The following is an 18034-nucleotide window of genomic DNA, read 5'->3' on the forward strand; positions in this document are numbered from 1 at the left end:
TCGGTCCGTTTCCCGGCGGCGACTGCTCCCCGCACCCGCGGGGATGGTCCCGATGAGCATGGGGACGGGGACTCCGGCGACGGCTGCTCCCCGCACCCGCGGGGATGGTCCCGGCGCGGCGCGCGGCTGGCCAGTCCGGACGAACTGCTCCCCGCACCCGCGGGGATGGTCCCGCGCCGCCGAGCTGCGCGACGCCGCCCACCTCCTGCTCCCCGCACCCGCGGGGATGGTCCCACGCTCGTGGTGAACAGCGTCTTGGTCTGCCGCTGCTCCCCGCACCCGCGGGGATGGTCCCACCGACCGCCCCGATATGGCCATGAGGGGCAACTGCTCCCCGCACCCGCGGGGATGGTCCCGCTCGCTCAGTGCAGCGCGGACGATGTGCTGGCTGCTCCCCGCACCCGCGGGGATGGTCCCGGCCTCGGCACGTCTGGCGAGCCGAAGGGGATCTGCTCCCCGCACCCGCGGGGATGGTCCCCGGAGCTGGGGGCACGACTACACCGTCAACCACTGCTCCCCGCACCCGCGGGGATGGTCCCTCGCGCTTCGGTGGCTGCGGGTTGTCGCGGTCCTGCTCCCCGCACCCGCGGGGATGGTCCCGCCGAAGTGCAACAGAACATCGGCCTGCTGAACTGCTCCCCGCACCCGCGGGGATGGTCCCGACCCCGGATCCGGACCCTCCAGGTCATCCACCTGCTCCCCGCACCCGCGGGGATGGTCCCATCGCGCTTGCCGTCGTTGGCACCGGAGTCTCCTGCTCCCCGCACCCGCGGGGATGGTCCCGGACGGTGTCCAGGAGCACCATGCCCTCGATGCTGCTCCCCGCACCCGCGGGGATGGTCCCCGGCTGCTGGACACCGATCAGGCCGAGTCCTACTGCTCCCCGCACCCGCGGGGATGGTCCCGGTGGGGAAGCCAGGAGTTCGTCCAGGTAGGCCTGCTCCCCGCACCCGCAGGGATGGTCCCGACGCCCCGAACCCCCGTGCTCCGCCTGGTCCCTGCTCCCCGCACCCGCGGGGATGGTCCCGCGAAGGACTGATCAGGGTCGTCAAGAAGACGCTGCTCCCCGCACCCGCGGGGATGGTCCCCCACACGGGGATTGGCACCTGATCGACGTCAACTGCTCCCCGCACCCGCGGGGATGGTCCCGGACCGAACTGGACCAGATCCGACGTGCCAGCCTGCTCCCCGCACCCGCGGGGATGGTCCCCCGGTCGGAATGGCGGTGACGGGAGCCGGGATCTGCTCCCCGCACCCGCGGGGATGGTCCCTGCACACCAACACCCGCGGATTCGGACGGACCCTGCTCCCCGCACCCGCGGGGATGGTCCCACGCCCGCGTCCAGTGTGGTGCGCAGCAGCCACTGCTCCCCGCACCTGCGGGGATGGTCCCCTGGCCTGCGCCTCGGCCTGCGCCCACCGCGCCTGCTCCCCGCACCCGCGGGGATGGTCCCAGGCGTCCACCTCCAGCGGGATGATGGTGGAGCTGCTCCCCGCACCGCGGGGATGGTCCCTCGTACGCGTCCTCGGCCTCGATCTTGAGCAGCTGCTCCCCGCACCCGCGGGGATGGTCCCGGATGCCGCGGCGCTGCTCCCCGCACCCGCGGGGATGATCCCAGTCCAGCCCGGTGCGCGGGTTGGTCCCGCCCCTGCTCCCTGCACCCGCGGGGATGGTCCCCCGAACCCTGACAAGGGCCGATCCCGGTCAACTGCTCCCCGCATCCGCAGGGATGGTCCCTTGAGCCCGGCCTCGTGGGCGATCGGCCCGGCCTGCTCCCCGCACCGCGGGGATAGTCCCTCCACATGGGACACCCGGAACCATGACAAACCCTGCTCCCCGCACCCGCGGGATGGCCCCGAGTACGAGGTGGTGTTCCACTGGTCGGACTCTTGTTCCTCGCACCCGCGGGGATGGCCCCACGCGGATGCTCAGGAATCGTGAGTCCTACTACTGCTCCCCGCACCCGCGGCGGGGATGGTCCCGTGACGGTGATCGGGCTGCCGGGGTGCGGCCCGCCGTCACAGGTCCTGCTCCCCGCATCCGCGGGGATGGTCCCAACGCGCTGGCCGAGCCGAACGACCGGCAGCTCTGCTGCCCGCGCCCGCGGGGATGGTCCCACCCCCGGCGTTCAGCAGTACACCGGTCTGGCCTGCTCCCTGCGCCCGCGGGGATGGTCCCTGCAACTGCACTCTCGACTACGAGGAGGGATGCTGCTCCCCGCACCCGCGGGGGTGGTCCCCTCGGCCGATGGGGCGAGAACCAGGCCGCCGGCCTGCTCCCTGCCCGCGGGGATGGTCCCATGGCTCTATTCACGAGTCGTGGTTCTGGCTCAAGTTCTGTGGTGCGGCCACGTTGAGTGAGCGGGTCACCTCGCGGTTGACCGATCCCGATGGCGAGAACGAACCCCGGGTCTAGTTCCGCGCCTCGGCTGCAGACCTCTTGCTAAGGAACTGCTTCGCTGCCTCGACCGCTTCCCCGTTGAGTTCCTCGACGGACACTCCCCAGCTCTCCTCCCAGCCGTCTAGGTTGTGCGCGCAGTGCACAAGGGGTTCTAGCTCTTCGGGGTAGCCGAGGTCATAGGCGATGTCTGCCCAGATGAGGTGAGTGCCGGCGGCGGGATCCAGGGATCCGTCGGCGATCTGACCGGCGATCCAGTAGGCCATCGCCCACTTTGCGGCCCGGGGGTCTGCGGGCGGGTGGAAGAGCAGTCCCAGCTCCTCCAGTACTTGGTCGAAGAGTTCCGGCGCGTCGGACTCTTCGCTCCGGAGGAGTCCAGCCAGCATGGCCAGGGACGGGCTCTCGACCCCAGCAATCAGCGCGTCCAGACCTGCCTGAATGAGCCTGTCCGATCCGACATGCCTGCCAAACGCCCTCTCACGCGCGATGTGTCTGAACTGATCGAGGGCGTCGTCGCTGGTCATCGAGGTCTTCTCCGTCGGCATCTGGAAGGGGAAGGCTTGCACATCTGCCGCCGCCGCTGCCATCGCGTTGCTTCCGTCGTCGATGATCAGGACATGAGGACGCGCTTCCGCAGGAGGGCGAAGCCTGCGCGACCGAACATCTGGCGCTTGAGCATCTTGATCCGATTGACATGGCCTTCGACGACGCCCGAGCTCCAGGGCAGAGTCAGGCCGGCGGTGACCGCGTCGCGGTCGCGGTCGATGCCCGCCGCGAGGGTGTGGAGGCTGGGCAGGTCGTCCCGCCGGACGGCGTCGAGCCACACGGGCAGGCGCGCGCCCCGACGCTCGGTGAGCATGGTCGCGAAGGAGCGGACGTGGCCGGTGAGGGCGTCGAGTTCGGAGCAGTGCGCCCGGACGGCCTTGAGCTGGAGTTGCTCGGTCTCGGTCAGGGTGTCCGAACGGCGGAGGATCCATCCGGCGACGGTCCGGGGCGAGGGCGGCCGGGCGGTCACCGGCCGCGGTGAGATGCGCTTGTCGTGCAGGTAGGCGCGAACGCGCTGGTAGCTGCCCTTGTAGCCGAGTGGCACGATCTCCTCCCACAGCTTCCAGGCGTTGGTGCAGCCCTCGTTCCAGCGGTCGTCCAGGTAGGGCTTGTAGTCGTTGAGGACGGAGGGCCGGTTCTGCCACTGACCGGTGAACAGCTCTTCCGGCGTCGCGACGTCGGCGAACTGCTTGACGGTGCGGTAGGTCATCCCGAGCTGCCGCTGCACCGAGCGCCGGCTGTGTCCCGCCGTCAGCAGTGCGTGGACGGCAGCATGCCGAGCCCGGGTCCGGTCGGCGAATCGGTGTCCGCGCGGCCAGGGAGAACCGGACGAGTCCGCAGCCGGAACAGCCTCGGGTTCGGGCCCAGGTTCAGGAGCCGTGGGGGCCAGAGCACGGAGGCAGCGACGGTGCTGGGCGACGCTCCGCTCGGTGGCCTCGCTGAGGTTGTGCCAGAGATGCCACCGGTCCGCGACCTGGACGGCCTGCGGTGCACCGGTGGTGGCGCCCTCGGCGAAGAACGGCGCCCGGTCCCGGCACACGACCTCGACGCCGGGCCGATCGGCGAGCCAGGCCGCCAGGCTCGATGCCTCCCGGTCGGGCAGCAGGTCGACAGGGCGGCGGGTTTCGACATCGACGAGAACGGTGCCGTAGTGGCGGCCCTTGCGGGTGGCGTACTCGTCAACGCCGACCACACGCGGGGCGGGCACTTCCGGCTCGGGAAGGGCATCGACCAGGCGCAGGACGGTGCTCCGACTGACGCAGACCCCGAGCGCGGAGCTCAGGCGGGCGCCGGCACGGCCCGCTAGAGCGAGACCGACCGAGGCCAGCGTCGCGCGCAGCCGCTCGGTCCGCTGACCGTGTCGACGAGTCAGGCCGGATATCTGCTCGACGAAGGTCCGGCGTGCGCACTCCGAGTTGCCGCAGGCGAACCGGCGGACCTTCAGCCGGAGAACAACGCTTCGTCCCGCGCTGGGCACATCAGCAGGAAACCGCAGGTAGGAACCATGAACCCGGTTCGACCAGACCCCGCACAGCGGGCAAACGGCACCGTTCGCAGTGCATTCCACGTCGACCCGCACTATCGCGATGCTCACGTCCACCGACAGCACCGCGACGTCCACGATCGACGGGAACAACAGCCCTTGCAACCGGAGCGCGATCTCTTCCACGGCCCCGAACTGTCATCCCAACAACCCTGGCTACGGCTCATTTTCGGGCGACTTCACCTACTGCCCGGGGAAGCCCGTCCGTCACACAGCGTGGCCGCGTCACAGAAGCTGTGCCAGAACCCGAGTTTCGACAGCACCGGGGTACTTGCCAGGGCAGCATCGGGGTGCTCCTGGTGAAAGGCCCTGGTCATGCCGCAGATGTCGAAGGTTGAGCTGTACGCCGCGATCCGGCGTGACCACCGCAGCGGCATGAAGCTGCGGGAGATCGAACGCAAGTACAACGTGTCGTGGCGGACGGTCAGGAAGGCCGTGGACTCGGTCTGGCCCGAACCGCGGAAGAAACTGCCCCCGCGGGCAACCACGCTGGACCCGTACAAGCCGGTCATCGACGGCATCCTGTTGGCGGACTTGGACGCGCCGCGCAAGCAGCGCCACACCGTCACGCGGATCTTCCACCGCCTGGTCGAGGAACACGGTGCTGACGTCTCCTACCAGCAAGTTCGGCGTTATGTCGCGGACCGGAAGCCGCAGATCCTGGTGGAGTCGGGCAAAGCCCCGCTGGAGGCGTTCGTCCCGCAGACCCACCACCCCGGCATGGAGGCCGAAGTCGACTTCGGCGACGTCACCGTGCGGCTCGCAGGCGAGCTGGTGACCTGCTACCTGTTCTCCTTCCGCCTCTCCTATTCGGGCAAGGCCGTCCATCGCGTGTTCGCCTCCTGCGGTCAGGAAGCCTTCTTCGAAGGGCACGTGCACGCGTTGCAGACGCTGGGCGGCGTCCCTCGGAGCAAGGTCCGCTACGACAACCTGAAGGCCGCCGTCGCCCAGGTGCTGGGCTTGAGCCGGGCGAGGGTGGAGACCGACCGGTGGATCGCCTTCAAATCGCACTTCGCCATCGAGAGCTTCTACTGCCGCCCCGGCATCGAGGGCGCCCACGAGAAGGGCGGAGTCGAGGGCCAGATCGGCTACTTCCGCCGCAACCACTTCACTCCCGTCCCCGAGGTCGAGTCGCTGGCGGAGCTGAACGAGCTGGTCGAACAGTGGGACCGGCACGACGGCCGCCGCCGGATCGGCTCACGGGCCCGGACCATCGATGAGTACTTCGAGGACGAGCGGCCGCTGCTGATGCCGCTGCCCGAAGAGCGGTTCGAGACGGGACGGGTGTTCACCCCCCGGGTCGACCGCTACAGCCAGATCACGATCCGCACCAACCGCTACTCGGTGCCCGTCCGGCTGATCGGCAAACGGGTCAGAGTGATGCTGCACGCCTCTCACCTGGTGGTTTACGACAAGAACGTGGAAGTGGCCCGACACGAAAGACTGATCGCCAAGAGCAGTTGCCGCCTGGATCTGGACCACTACCTCGAAGCCCTGGTCCGCAAGCCGGGCGCCTTCCCCGGCGCGACCGCTCTGGAACAGGCCCGATCCGCAGGAAAGTTCACCCCGGTCCACGACGCCTGGTGGACCGCGGCGGTCAGGGCCCACGGCGACACCGAAGGCACCCGGGCCCTGATTGAGGTGCTGCTGCTGGGTCGGCACATCGCGCACGAACACCTCGTCGCCGGCCTCGCCACCGCCCTGCGGGCCGGGGCACTGACCGCAGACGCTGTCGCCCTGGAGGCCCGCAAGGCCGCCCAGACCGAGGACGAACCGACAGCCGACGTCCCGTTGCCCCGGGCGGCCGCCGGCTCGGGCTCGGCGACCGTGACGTTCCTGCACGAGTGGAAGCTGCACCACCTTCCGCCGGACACCAGGCCGCTGCCCTCGGTGACGCCCTATGACCAGTTGCTCCGACGCCGCCGCATCAGCGGCGGTGACCACCAAGAGGGAGAAGCACAGTGACCCTGCCCCGCCAGCGAGGCTTGACCGAGCAGGCCGCCACCACGGCCATCGACACCGCCTGCCGTCTGCTGCGGCTTCCGTCGATCCGCAGCGAATTCGCCGACATCGCCGACCGGGCCGCCAAGGACCAGATGACCTACCGCGGCTTCCTCGCCGAACTGCTGATGGCCGAGTGCGACGACCGGGCCCGCCGCCGCTCGGAACGACGGATCAAGGCAGCCGGCTTCCCTCGGGAGAAGTCGCTGCGGACCTTCGACTTCGACGCCAACCCCAACATCGATCCGGCCACCATCAACACCCTCGCCAGCTGCGAGTGGATCAAGAAGAGCCAGCCGCTCTGCCTGATCGGCGACTCCGGCACCGGAAAGTCCCACATGCTCATCGCACTGGGCACCGAGGCCGCGATGAAGGGCTACCGCGTCCGCTACACCCTCGCCACCAAACTCGTGAACGAGCTGGTCGAGGCCGCCGACGAGAAGCAATTGAACAAGACCATCGCCCGCTACGGCCGCGTCGACCTCCTCTGCATCGACGAGCTGGGCTACATGGAGCTGGACCGGCACGGCGCTGAGCTGCTGTTCCAGGTCCTGACCGAGCGCGAGGAGAAGAACAGCGTCGCCATCGCCTCCAACGAATCGTTCGGCGGCTGGACCAAGACCTTCACCGACCCCCGCCTTTGCGCAGCCATCGTCGACCGCCTCACCTTCAACGGCACCATCATCGAAACCGGCACCGACTCCTACCGGCTCGCCAGCACAAGGGCACGAGCCGAACAGCCCGCGACGGCCAGCTGAAACTGCCCCGGCCTGCTGGGCGACCGCCGCCCTCACGGGCGGCGGGTGACCGCTCTCGCCCAATCGAGGCGTTTACGCAACGAACCCAGTCGTTTGGCCATTGAAGTGACGCAGTCACCAGGATCTTGATGGAGTGGCGGCATGACGACACTGTCGCACCGCATCCTCCGGGCTCTTGACCAGTTCAATGGCGCCCACCCTTGGGACCACAACGCCCACTACCACCCCTGGATCCTGCGGCAGCTGCCCCGACGCTTCGACAGTGCCCTGGACGTCGGCGCCGGCAGCGGCGACCTGGCCAGGCTTTTGGCTGGGCGCGCCAGCACGGTGCATGGCATCGACTCCGACCCGGAGATCATCGCCCAGGCACAGGAGCTGACCCCTCCGGCAACTTCTGTCACCTTCACCACCGCAGACGCGCTGACCGGGATCCCCGCAGACTCCTACGACGTCATCACGTGCGTCGCAGCGATCCACCATCTGCCGTTCACCGATGCTCTCACCGTCTTCCGTCGGCACCTGGCGCCTGGCGGGACCCTCGTGATCCTTGGGCTGTCGCGCCCGACGACTCCAGGCGACTACCTGCTTGGATCCGTGGCCAGTCCGCTCAACGCCGCCACGGGCTGGCTCAAAAACAGGGGCCGCACAGCACCTCGTCCGGCCTCGATGACGGCCCTGACCCGACCAGCGGACATGAGCTTCCCCGATATCGTCCGCGAGGCGCATATGGTCCTGCCCGGCGCACGACTGCGCCGTCGGCTGTTCTGGCGCTACACGCTCGTATGGCATCGCCGCTAAATGGCTTCTCCGTCTCACTCAATCCAGCCCGCGCAGCTCAACGAGCCTGGTCGGCTAGCTTCGCTCAGACGCGGTCGGGCCTACCCATGCACTGCTGCTACTTCTCGTGAACATTCACGACTCTCAAGATCGCCAACTGCTGCCCAAACCGGCAGACAAACGCTGCTGCTTGAAGTGAACGAAGCCAGTCCCAGCAGGCCGCTGCGGAGTGAGCAATTAGAGCTGCTACCGGAACTGTGACAACGTGCCGGAGCTGCGGGGAACAGCGGTCGGGCTGGAAGCAAACTCCGGAGGGCGGGGGCAGTTTTAAGGCACCGTCACCGTTTGCCGCGACCCTGCTCTCGGGCCTAGCAGGCACCGTTCTCGGGTTCGTATTGATCTCCGCCCGCGAAGATTGTCTTGAGCCTCTGCAGTGCGCCCAAACCCTTTAGAGGGTCGCCGTCGACGATGAGTAGATCGGCCCGGTAGCCAGCAGCCAGTCGGCCGATCTCCTTGCCCAGGCCCAATGCTTGCGCGGCTTGGCCGGTGGCCATGTCGATGATGTAGCTGGCCGGAAGTTCAAGGCGCTCGTAGAACCCGAGGCTCGTGGCCAGGCCGCCGAACTGAGCGCGCTGGACCCCCGCGTCCGTACCGGCGATCAGCCGTGCCCCGGCTTCGGCCATTCGCTTCACGTTGCTGGAAATGGTCTCGAAGCGCTCGGCGCTGAAGACCTGCGGCAGCATCTTCCACTTCGGGGTGATTGTCGGGCAGACGTAGATGCCCTTGCTGACGATCTGGGCGAGGACGTTTTCGCGGAGTTCGAAGTTGCGGTCGGGAGTCATCCAGGTGCAGTGTTCGATCGTGTCGACCCCGGCGTCCGCCGCAGCCGCGATGCCGTCCACACCGTGGGCGTGAGCCGCGACGGGGAGCCCTGCCTGATGAGCCTCATCGACTACGACAGCGAGCTCCTCGGGGGTGAACTGGGGCTCCCAACTGGCGGGTCCGTCCTTGGTGAGACCGCCCCCGGTCGCCATCACCTTGATGACCTGAGCACCTGATGCGACGTTGCGCTCGATCAGGTGCCGGATCTCGGATGCTCCGGATACCTCCCCGCCGAGGAACCAGCAGTGGCCGCCGACCGGGGTGAGGGGGGTCGCCGCGGAGACGATGCGCGCCCCGGTGGCCGAGCCGTTGTCGATCGCGTCCGCGAGCCGCAGCGCCAGCCCGTTGCGGTCTCCAAGATCGCGCACGGTGGTGACACCGCTGCGCAAGAGCGTCTCCGCCCGCCCCTGCATATCGTCCAAGAGCTTCTCGTCATCGTGCTCCAGGACCGCCTTCGGGTCCGGGGAGGCGTCGAACAGCAGGTGCACATGCGCATCGACCAAGCCAGGGAGGAGGGTGGCGTCGGGGTAGGCGAGCCGTTCCTCATCGGGGCGTGCCTGCGCCTCGACCTGCGGGCGCGGCCCGGCGGCCACGATGGTGTCGCCGTCGATGAGTACGGCGCCGTCCGGTACGTAGGTGCCCGATGCGGGATCGGTGAGTACTCGTCCAGCGGTGATCAGCATGTCGCTCCTTTGTGATCAATCAGGCTGTCTACGCAGCGCGTTCGAGAGCGCCACGAGTTCTCGGACGTCATCGTCACGGTGCTCATGGTGTGGCGTGGCTACCGGCATTGCTCGGGTCTGCACGGGGGTGCCCCGGCGGGCGGCGTCAGCGGCCTTACGAAGGCGGGCGGCCAGCACGTCCGGGGGAGCGGTGTCCAGGGTGGCGCCGTCGGGAGCGTGATCGAGTAGATAGGGGCTGAGACGCACCAGGCAGTCCCGGCACTCGGCCCACCGCCGGGTGTACCGGCGGTGCACGCTACGCGCCGACCAGCGGTCACGCCACGACGAGGAGGAGGGTTTCATCACGTACTCGGGGAAAGCCTCGGACAGCAGCTCCCAGAGCGGTTGCAGCTCGCGGTGCACGCGCCGGTGCCGACGCCACATCCGGAAGGCGTCGAGCCGGGATCGGGCGCTGGAATAGGTGACACCGACGATGAACGCCAGAATCGAGAACATCAGGATCAGCGAGACGCTGGACGTGACGGTATCCGGTACGGCGCCACCGAACGCCCGGATGATGATGAAGATCGCGCGAGTTGCGCAGGCGAAGGACATCCCTGCCAGGCCCGCTGCGGCGAGCCATAGGCCGGTGGCGTGAGGGCGCCCGGACAGGCGCGCGTACCGGCGGGTCCACCAACTGGCCGCCGCCAGCGTGTACAGCATGTACAACCCGGCGCCGAGGTAGAACACGACGACAGGGGGGTTCGTCATGTCTGCCGCCCTGAAGCCGACTGCGATGGCCTCGCCCGGAGCCGTTTTGGCCGCGACCGTGATGATGACCATGACGACGACCATGACGGCTGCTTCGCGGCGTGCTCGTCGGCGGCCGATGTGCTCGTCGGCGACAGAGTGCAGATAGAAGCACATCAGGAAGTACGACGTCGCCAGGAGCAGCAGGTTCTGTATCACCTTGGCCATGTTGTGGGAGGCGATGTGGTCGAACCCGGGCCTGCCGTCGGGCATGGCGGGCAGGTAGGAGCAGGCAATACAGACCAGACACAGTGCCAACGAGCGCAGAGAAGCGTCATGCGGGGCCCGGTACAGCTGGTACAGCTTCCACACCACAGTCGCCGCCAGACCGGTGAGGAAAAGGGCGATCGCGAGGGTCTCCATCACAGCCACCCCATACGGTCCCCGAGGGCAGAGTGGATGCGGCGGACAGCAGGATCCGTGGACGGGGGATCTGTTACCTCATCCAGGATGGCCGCCCACGCCCCGATGATCGTCGCGACCAGTTCAGCTTCCCGCTCCTGCTCGGTGTCGTAGGAGCAGCGTTGAAGCGCCCGCCGGATCGCGCCCGGTTTGAGGCCGGGCAGGAGGCTCTCCCACTGCGCAGTGAGGCTCGCACCGGGATGATCGGCCAGGATGTGGCCGATCTCGTGCAAGATGATGTGGTTCTGGTGACCAGCGGTCGTCGCAGCTTGAAAGATAATCAGGTCGGCGCGGGGGGTATCGAGCCAGAGGCCGATAGGGCCGGGCGTCGGTAGGGGGAAAGGGCGCAGTTCGATATGCCGACCCCGGTGGGTTGAGAGCGCTTCGCACAGTTGATGCACGCTCAACGGGGGTTGGACTTCCAGCGCGCGTAGCGTTCGGCGGATGCGCCGCGCTAGCTCACGCTCGCTTCCGCGCCAGCTGCTCCACGGTTCCTCGGACGCGACGCGCGCGTGGTCGGAATCTTTGGTGCGCCACCACATGACTGAATCGACCCTTTGCTCACCTTCGGTTGCCTTAGCCATCTTGCACAGGGACCACCGCCACTCAGCGTGGCGATGGTCCCTGTGGTGCTTGCCCTGGCCTGTCCCGAGATGGCGGAATGTTGCGCTCCGTATACAAGGCGTGTGACTCGATAATGGGGCATAGCGGGGCAAGTCGTCGCCCTCGGTTGAGATGGAGGGCAGAGGCGTGGGTGATGAACCCCATAGCCCGGATCGACCGGTCTCGGGTGACCTGACATCGCTTCTCAGGCACTGGCGCGAACGCTTGGATCACACCCGCATCCGTGGAATCGACCGTTCGCGCAGACGGTTGAAGCCAGGGCTAACCCAACAGGAAGTCGCGCAGCTGACCGGGGTCAGCCTCGCGTGGTACCGGGAGCTGGAACGGGGCCAGCTTCGCCGTTTCGACGGGCAGTTCCTTCAGCGCTTGGCGACGGTGCTTCGCCTGGGTGAAGCCGAGCGCGTGGTGCTCTTCCGGCTGGCCGCTGGTCACCCACCGCCCTCGCTAAGTCCCTCTTCCGTCGCGTCCGCGGATGAGGGCATGCAGGTCATCCTCGACCAGATGGCACCGCATCCGGCGTACCTGTCGAATCTGTGGTGGGACCTCATCGCGTACAACCAGGCCGTGGAGGAGTGGTTCCCCAGGCTCCTGGACCAGCCGAACCTGATGCGCTTCTCCTTCCTCCATCCCGAGGCGCGCCGGCAGTTCGTCAACTGGCGCGCGGACTGGGCAGCCCCAGCCCTCGCTCAGATCCGCTATGCCATCGCCACACACCCGGACTGCGAAGAACTGCTCCAGCTACGCGACGACATCCTGATGGGCAACTCGGAAGCCCGCGAGCTGTGGGAGGCGAACCAGACCCGGGCGCATCCAGACGGCGACGTCCGCCGCCTCTGCCTGCCGCTCCACGGATACCAAGAGATCCTCGTCCGCATCACAGCTTTCGCTCCGCTGAGTAACCAAGACCTACGATTCGTGATTCTCCTGCGTGTGTGAGGAGCTGAGGTTCATCCCCGCGGGTGCGGGGAGCAGAGACCGCCCCAACGGGTCGGACTGTTGGGGTCGGGACCATCCCCGCGAGTGCCTCGCTGAGCTGAGAACGCAGCTGCTCAGGCCCGAGCCACGGCACGGCCACGCGGTATGCGTGGATGTGTCCCCTCAGGAGATGACGGACAGGCTGCGCTTCGCAGGAGCCGCCACATGTCGGCCCTCACCATCGAAGGTGGTGAGGGTGAGCCCGAACAGGAGTCGGTTCATCTCCTCGCTGGTGAGCCCGAGCTCGGCCGCGACGGATGAGGGGCGGACACGTTTTGAACGCAGCGCGGTGAAGACCTTGGTCAGGACCTGCGACGTTTCGCGCTGGCCCATGCCCTGCGGCTCGTCGGACCGATACCCCAAACGGCTCAGCTCGGCGCATGTGGACCGGTACTGCCAGTCGGAGAGCAGGCCCAGGTCGTGCATGCGGTAGGTCAGGGCCATGGCTGAGACGTTCCAGATCTGCTTGCCGCGAAGGATCTGATCGACGTGAGCGCCCGATGGCATGTGCCCCAGAACGCTCGATCGGGGCATCAGGAACGCGGAGGCGAACTCGTTGGCCTGCCGTTCGGCCTCGGGCCCTGAACAGGCTTGCTCGCTGCCGTGCATGACGAGATGGCCCAGTTCGTGAGCTGCGTCGAAGCGGCCCCGCTCGGCGGACTTGAGCGTGTTGAGGAACACGAACGGAACGCCGTCGCGCCACACCGCGAATGCGTCGACCTCAGCGTGGTCGGGATCCAGTGAGAACACCCGAACCCCGTGTGCCTCCAGAAGGTGCACCATGTTGGGTGCTGGCGCTTCTCCCATGCCCCAGCGAGTGCGAATCATGCCGGCGGCTGTCTCCGGGTCCGGTTTGCCCAGTGAGGGCACGTTCGCTGCTGGAAGGCGGAATCTTTCGTCGATCCAGTCATACAGCATCGCGCCGAGCGTGCCGGCGGCCCGAGCGGCTTCGAGAACCCTCGCCGACGTCTTGCTGCGCGCCCGCCAGGAGATGCCTTCGGCGGGGAGCTCGTCCAGCGCACGGCCTTCGAAGAAGGCGGCGGGAAAGTCCAGCGCTGAGGCGATCTTGTCGAGGGTGTCGGAACGTGGTGCGGTGCGCCCTGTCTCGTAGTTCGACAGGCTCTGCAGTGACACCCCGGCTCGGTCCGATAGCTCAGCGAGGGTGAGGCCCCTGCGCTTGCGGGCCAGTGTGATACGGGACGGGGTCACCATGGGGGCTGCCTCAGTTATCGGTGGTGCACGGTGGGGCGACAGGTCCGCCGCCCCACCAATGGACCTCAGCGGAAGTCGACGGGGATGTCGATCTCTCCAGGCCCATCATCGTTCGTAGGTTCGATTCCGTCCATCACAAGGGCGGGAAGCGGAATCCGCCTGTCCCATTCGACCACGAAGCCGTCCTCGAACATCTTTGGCCGCGACAGCTCGCAGTCGATCCGCACAGCGTCGCCGATCTTGTTGCGGCAGGACAGCAGGAACCACGTCTTCAGCGCCTGCGCTTCTTCTTCGCTCAAGGCGACCCCGTCGGGACCGGCACCGGCTACGAACAGAGCCGTCTGTACGTAGGGGGTGCCCTGGCCGGCGTTGGCACGAGTGACCATGCCGGTAGCGGGTCCGCGTCGGCGTGCGTTCTTCGGGAACAGGCTTGCCTGTCCCGTGGCGGCGTCGCCGACCATTACGCCCATCGCGACCGTCCGGTCCAGGTTGCAGACAAGCTCAAGGCGACCGTGTATGAGCCGGGCCCACTTCTCCTGCTCGATGTGCAGCTCGCGGATGGTCCGCACATGCGCTTCGTAGGCCCGTCGGCCCGCCGTTCCCGTTGGGTCATTGGGGACGGCAGTGCGCCTCGCCGCCTCGCCCGCGCGGAGTACTTGGTGCAGGAACTCCAACCTGGTCCCCATGCCGCCCAACTGGGCCCGTATGTCATCGGGTTCAGGGGACGGCTTCACGAGGGACAGGGCCAAGGCAACCTCCGGGAGTCGACAGCAAACTTATAAGGACTCTACCTCAAATGAGGCACGAGTTTTATAAGGCTCGCCGAGGGGTTGTGATCCACCTGCCCAGGGCAGGCCGCGTCCACGACGTGCTGGCCGTCAGTCCCACGAGTTGAAGAGGGCCGCACCAAGGTTCTCCGGCCGCCAGTGCTTGATCTGACGCCGCTCCGCCGCAGACAGAGCAGAGGTGTCCGACTCCTCCAGTGGCGACAGGAGCCGTGCTGCGCTCAAGACAACGAAACCAACGTCGCTGAGGACAGTGGCCCAGGTGGGAGGTTCCTGGAATTCGTCGGTGTACCAATAGCGCCGACGGCCCACGAAGGCAACCAGCGGGTAGTGAGCGTGGAACAGAGCGATGTGCTTGCCGCCCCGGTCGCTGATCGTGGCGCTGTGGAAGTTCTGCGGGTACTCCTGCTTCGCGAAGTCCTCAACTTGCCCACCCGCAGCCCGCGCTGCGGCACACCAGGCGACCTGGCAGGCCCTGGGATCGGTACTCGGAACGGGCGGGTCACCCCAGTCGCGGAACCCGGTTACACCCCTCCAAGCGGGGGGTGTCCTGCGCTCCATCCACCGTCACCTCTCCGAGTCAGCCGTTGAGACTTTGACGGCGCAAACCTACTGACTGCCAACCTCCGTGAGCACCATCAATTCGCCACCGGCGTCGTGACTCCCGCCCGGGGGCCATTGCCCGGAACAGATATGCTACGGCTTTCCTCCTCGATTGTGCTATATACATCAGACAATTCGTTCGGAGGGGGGCAACACGTATGTACTTCGCGTTCGTTGACGACAGTGCTCGGGAGCGGGACCTGGTGCCGAGGGCGGGACTTGGCTCCCTCCACGCCTACGGGGCTGTCGTGTTCCCTGCGGAGGCGCTTCAGCCGTTCCGCCAGGACCTGGCCGCGCTCCGGGCTGATCTCGGTGTTCCCGCCGGGACCGAGTTCAAGTGGTCGCCTGACGGAGGGCCACTCCACAAGAGGTGGAATGACTTGCACACGGCTCGGTTGCGCATGCTGGAGAGCGCCGCCAAGTTGAAGGTGAGAGCGACCGTGGTCGTGTGCGCACCGGACCTGATGCCCGCCGCCATGACGGAGACCGAGCTGAAGAGCATGATGCTTCGGTACCTGTACGAGCGGGTGACGTACGTGTTGGGAAGGGGTGGGCAGGGCGTCATGATCGCCGATCAGCCGGGTGGCGGTCGGCCAGACGAAACGCGCTGGCTCGCTGATGCGCTGGCGCTCGATGTCGACGGCACTCAGTACGTGCGTCCGGAGGACAAGCAGGTCCTCCTGCCCATCATCACGACGAGATCCGACCACGTAGATCATCTCCAACTCGCGGACCTCGTCGCCTCCTGTGCCACGGCTCTCATCGCAGGCGCGCGGCGGTCGGAGCGGTACCGTGAACAGCTCTACCGGCTGCTGGCGAAGAACTTCCGCGACCTGACCTGTGGTGCGGGGGTGAAGTTCGCGCCCAGCACCCTGCACAACCCCAACTCGCTCATGAATCTGGCCCACTGGGTGTTCGGTGAGGATGCCTACGTGCTCCCGGAGTCCTCCAGCATCTTGGGATACACGCTGCCATCGAGCCAATGGAAGTACGGCAGCGAAAGCGGTCTCCCGCATTCTTCCGAGGAGATGCAAAGAGCGGGCGAGTAGTCCGCAACTACGTGCTGGGCTGCTCTTCTTCTATGGCGGCTACGGCCTGCTCGAATGCCTGGAAGCTGCTGACGATGGTGATGAGCCGCCAGCGGCGGGTGAAGAAGATGTCCTGGACCGGCCCGGTAAGTGCTGTCAGGCGCTCGACCTTGGTGCCCAGGGGACGATCGGAAAGCACAACTGCGCGGGCGTAGACGGCGAACCGACCAGCGATGTCGCGCCCACGAGGTGTGGCGTAGCTCAGGACGAATGCTTCGAGGTCGTCCACGAGGTAGCGGGTAGCTTCGTCGAGCTGGTCTATCCACCGTTGGCGCTCGGCGGTCAGCCTCTGCGAGAGGACGGGCCGCTCCTCGGTGAGGGTGTGGGGGACCGGGGTGTCGCGGAGGCGGGCGCAGGCGGAAAGGATGCGCAGGACGCGACGGCTGAACTCGTCTCGCGCTTGGTGGACGGCGCTGATCCGCCGGTTGCGGGCTTCGAGGCGAGGGGTGATGACGAGGCCGACGAACAGGGTTGTGGCGGCCGGGAGGAGGATGCCGCTGATCAATGGGTGCATGGGCTGATTGTGGGGTTTGAGGTAGCGGGTGTGGTGGTTTGCCGAGCGCGCGACCCGCTGCTGGTGGAATTGGTGTCTGGGTGGTGGTCTGGCGGGGCGTCCGTCATCTGGGGCCCGACCCGGAGGTGTCGGGCCCCAGCATTGCGGCTCAGACGGAGGTGGGGTCGTCAGGGTCGCGCATCAGGTGATGCAGGGTGCGGTGGAGGTGCACGCGTACGCGCCGTTTCAGGGCTCGCCGTACGATCCGCATCTTGCGGACGTAGCGCCTTCTGTACCAGTCGGCGATCGGGATGAGCACCACGATGCCCAGCAAGATCGCTAGCAGGAGAAGCCAATGCGGGGGAAGCGGCAAATGCACTTCTTGGTTACCTCGTCGAGTGATGGGCGGCGCTGCCGCCTTTTGCTCGGTGAGGTCAGGCAGCAGACGCACGCATGCGGAGTGGGGCCAGAAGATCGTTGGCCGCTGTGGGGGCACGAGGAACCCGCGGGGCCGCGAGGCGGATCACTCCGCATGGTGATGTCTCTACGCGGGGGATGATGTCGGTGAACTCGTAGTGGACCGTGCCCAGGATCACGTTCAGCAGATCGCGTAGACGGACGATCTTCCTGCTGAAGGCGGCTTCCCGTGCACGCAGCAGCCGTAGCTTGATGCAGTGATCCGCATTGGCTGCTGGTCGAAGAGCCTTGAGGACGGAAGCGACATCGGGTGGCCCTGAGTCCTTCTTACGGCTGGCCAGCAAACGCTCAGCGATCTTGCCCAGAACTGCTCTGCGGACTCGCTCCATCTCGATCTGGGCCGCGATCCAGCTGAGCTTTCGGCTGGTGTAAAGCAGTTGTCGAACCACGTGGCCAGCGGCCTGTGTCTTCCCCAATCCGGTGGCCGCGGTCACGTGGAAGCCTTCGATATCCTCAGCGGTGCTCAAGCCCGCTGAGGTGGGGAAGACCTGAAATTCGCCGCCGACTCTCACGTTGATCTTGATGTCGAGGGGGGAGTCCAGGAGGAGCCGCTCTGAGTATGCGTATCGCTCACCCGAGATGGCCATGGTCACTCTACGATCGGCGCAGAGGCTAACCAATCGTGTCGGAGCGGGCTCGCCGGACATGCCGGTCATGGTACTCCAAGGTCCGCATGTTGACCGGGGAGTTACAGAATTCGCTTGTCGTTCGGCCTGCTGTGAAGCGGGTGCGGGCGTCGGGCATTCTCGTTCGGCTGGGAGCTACGCTGAGCGGTGGCGTGGGGGCTGAGCTTCCTGGAGTGGACGTGAGCCTGCGCCAACTCGTGATCGATGCATGGTCATGGCTGAACTACAAGCCCGTGAGGATGGATGCGGGCCGCCCTAGCAGCCGTGCCTTTCCGGAGCTAGGCAGTTTCGTTTGGATCAGCGTGCTGACCAAAGGAAGATGCCCGCGATGTGGAGTCCGGCCAGGTAGATGGTCGCGGTCTTCTCGTAGCG

16 protein-coding genes and 1 CRISPR repeat array (1 of these 17 cut by a window edge) are annotated in these 18034 nt (G+C 67.0%); of the genes, 5 read left to right on the top strand and 11 right to left on the bottom strand.

Features of this window, described 5'->3' with window-relative positions; all coding sequences use genetic code 11:
- Positions 1–1575: direct repeats of the CRISPR family, unit length 29 nt; unit sequence CTGCTCCCCGCACCCGCGGGGATGGTCCC (it extends 39 nt beyond the left edge of the window).
- An 837-nt stretch (positions 1576–2412) separates the two neighbouring features.
- Positions 2413–2985, bottom strand: a complete 573-nt coding sequence (locus ACH4TL_RS22300; protein ID WP_398316109.1) for a hypothetical protein — start codon at positions 2983–2985, stop codon at positions 2413–2415.
- Between the two features lie 23 nt (positions 2986–3008).
- The gene (locus ACH4TL_RS22305; protein WP_398316107.1) at positions 3009–4613 is read right to left on the bottom strand and encodes an ISL3 family transposase; all 1605 of its coding nucleotides are present in this window, start codon (positions 4611–4613) and stop codon (positions 3009–3011) included.
- Positions 4614–4811: 198 nt separating this feature from the next.
- Here ACH4TL_RS22305 and istA point away from each other — a divergent pair, with 198 nt between their 5' ends.
- The 3 genes from istA (at position 4812) to ACH4TL_RS22320 (ending at position 8044) form a co-directional block, all read left to right on the top strand.
- Positions 4812–6452 carry an IS21 family transposase gene (gene istA, locus ACH4TL_RS22310; protein WP_398316105.1) on the top strand — a complete coding sequence of 547 codons (1641 nt, stop codon included), beginning with the start codon at positions 4812–4814 and terminating at the stop codon, positions 6450–6452.
- Positions 6449–7246 carry an IS21-like element helper ATPase IstB gene (gene istB, locus ACH4TL_RS22315; protein ID WP_362064646.1) on the top strand — a complete coding sequence of 266 codons (798 nt, stop codon included), beginning with the start codon at positions 6449–6451 and terminating at the stop codon, positions 7244–7246. Before istA ends, istB begins: the two co-directional genes overlap by 4 nt.
- 141 nt (positions 7247–7387) lie before the next feature.
- Positions 7388–8044 (top strand): class I SAM-dependent methyltransferase, encoded by a 657-nt coding sequence (locus tag ACH4TL_RS22320; protein ID WP_398316102.1) that lies wholly within the window; start codon positions 7388–7390, stop codon positions 8042–8044.
- A gap of 347 nt (positions 8045–8391) precedes the next feature.
- On the opposite strand, the gene ACH4TL_RS22325 is transcribed toward ACH4TL_RS22320, so the two are convergent.
- Genes ACH4TL_RS22325 through ACH4TL_RS22335 form a run of 3 tightly spaced genes read right to left on the bottom strand, consistent with a single transcriptional unit; the run spans position 8392 to position 11363 of the window.
- Complete coding sequence (locus tag ACH4TL_RS22325; RefSeq protein WP_398316100.1) at positions 8392–9588, bottom strand: amidohydrolase family protein; 1197 nt, start codon at positions 9586–9588, stop codon at positions 8392–8394.
- A 15-nt stretch (positions 9589–9603) separates the two neighbouring features.
- On the bottom strand, positions 9604–10740 hold the full coding sequence (locus ACH4TL_RS22330) for an MAB_1171c family putative transporter (RefSeq protein WP_398316098.1): 1137 nt from the start codon (positions 10738–10740) through the stop codon (positions 9604–9606).
- On the bottom strand, positions 10740–11363 hold the full coding sequence (locus ACH4TL_RS22335; protein ID WP_358618313.1) for a hypothetical protein: 624 nt from the start codon (positions 11361–11363) through the stop codon (positions 10740–10742). Before ACH4TL_RS22335 ends, ACH4TL_RS22330 begins: the two co-directional genes overlap by 1 nt.
- Before the next feature lie 166 nt (positions 11364–11529).
- Between ACH4TL_RS22335 and ACH4TL_RS22340 the strand changes: the two genes are divergently transcribed.
- Positions 11530–12339, top strand: a complete 810-nt coding sequence (locus tag ACH4TL_RS22340; protein WP_398316095.1) for a helix-turn-helix transcriptional regulator — start codon at positions 11530–11532, stop codon at positions 12337–12339.
- Positions 12340–12501: 162 nt separating this feature from the next.
- Here ACH4TL_RS22340 and ACH4TL_RS22345 read toward each other — a convergent pair whose 3' ends face one another.
- The 3 genes from ACH4TL_RS22345 to ACH4TL_RS22355 form a co-directional block, all read right to left on the bottom strand.
- Complete coding sequence (locus tag ACH4TL_RS22345; protein WP_398316093.1) at positions 12502–13590, bottom strand: helix-turn-helix domain-containing protein; 1089 nt, start codon at positions 13588–13590, stop codon at positions 12502–12504.
- Positions 13591–13655: 65 nt separating this feature from the next.
- Positions 13656–14159, bottom strand: coding sequence for a hypothetical protein (locus ACH4TL_RS22350; protein ID WP_398316091.1), 504 nt, complete (start codon positions 14157–14159; stop codon positions 13656–13658).
- A 309-nt stretch (positions 14160–14468) separates the two neighbouring features.
- On the bottom strand, positions 14469–14936 hold the full coding sequence (locus tag ACH4TL_RS22355) for a hypothetical protein (RefSeq protein ID WP_398316089.1): 468 nt from the start codon (positions 14934–14936) through the stop codon (positions 14469–14471).
- 200 nt (positions 14937–15136) lie between these two features.
- Between ACH4TL_RS22355 and ACH4TL_RS22360 the strand changes: the two genes are divergently transcribed.
- The gene (locus ACH4TL_RS22360) at positions 15137–16027 is read left to right on the top strand and encodes a hypothetical protein (protein ID WP_398316087.1); all 891 of its coding nucleotides are present in this window, start codon (positions 15137–15139) and stop codon (positions 16025–16027) included.
- A gap of 7 nt (positions 16028–16034) precedes the next feature.
- On the opposite strand, the gene ACH4TL_RS22365 is transcribed toward ACH4TL_RS22360, so the two are convergent.
- The 3 genes from ACH4TL_RS22365 to ACH4TL_RS22375 form a co-directional block, all read right to left on the bottom strand.
- A complete protein-coding gene (locus tag ACH4TL_RS22365; RefSeq protein ID WP_398316085.1) occupies positions 16035–16580 on the bottom strand; it encodes a hypothetical protein in 546 nt (181 codons plus the stop codon).
- A gap of 148 nt (positions 16581–16728) precedes the next feature.
- Positions 16729–16893: a hypothetical protein gene (locus tag ACH4TL_RS22370; RefSeq protein WP_398316083.1), complete on the bottom strand. Its 165-nt coding sequence runs from the start codon at positions 16891–16893 to the stop codon at positions 16729–16731.
- 100 nt (positions 16894–16993) lie between these two features.
- A complete protein-coding gene (locus tag ACH4TL_RS22375) occupies positions 16994–17683 on the bottom strand; it encodes a hypothetical protein (protein WP_398316081.1) in 690 nt (229 codons plus the stop codon).
- Between the last annotated feature and the right edge of the window lie 351 nt (positions 17684–18034).

The organism is Streptomyces sp. NPDC021115, from assembly GCF_044333065.1.
Classification (GTDB): Bacteria; Actinomycetota; Actinomycetes; order Streptomycetales; family Streptomycetaceae; genus Streptomyces.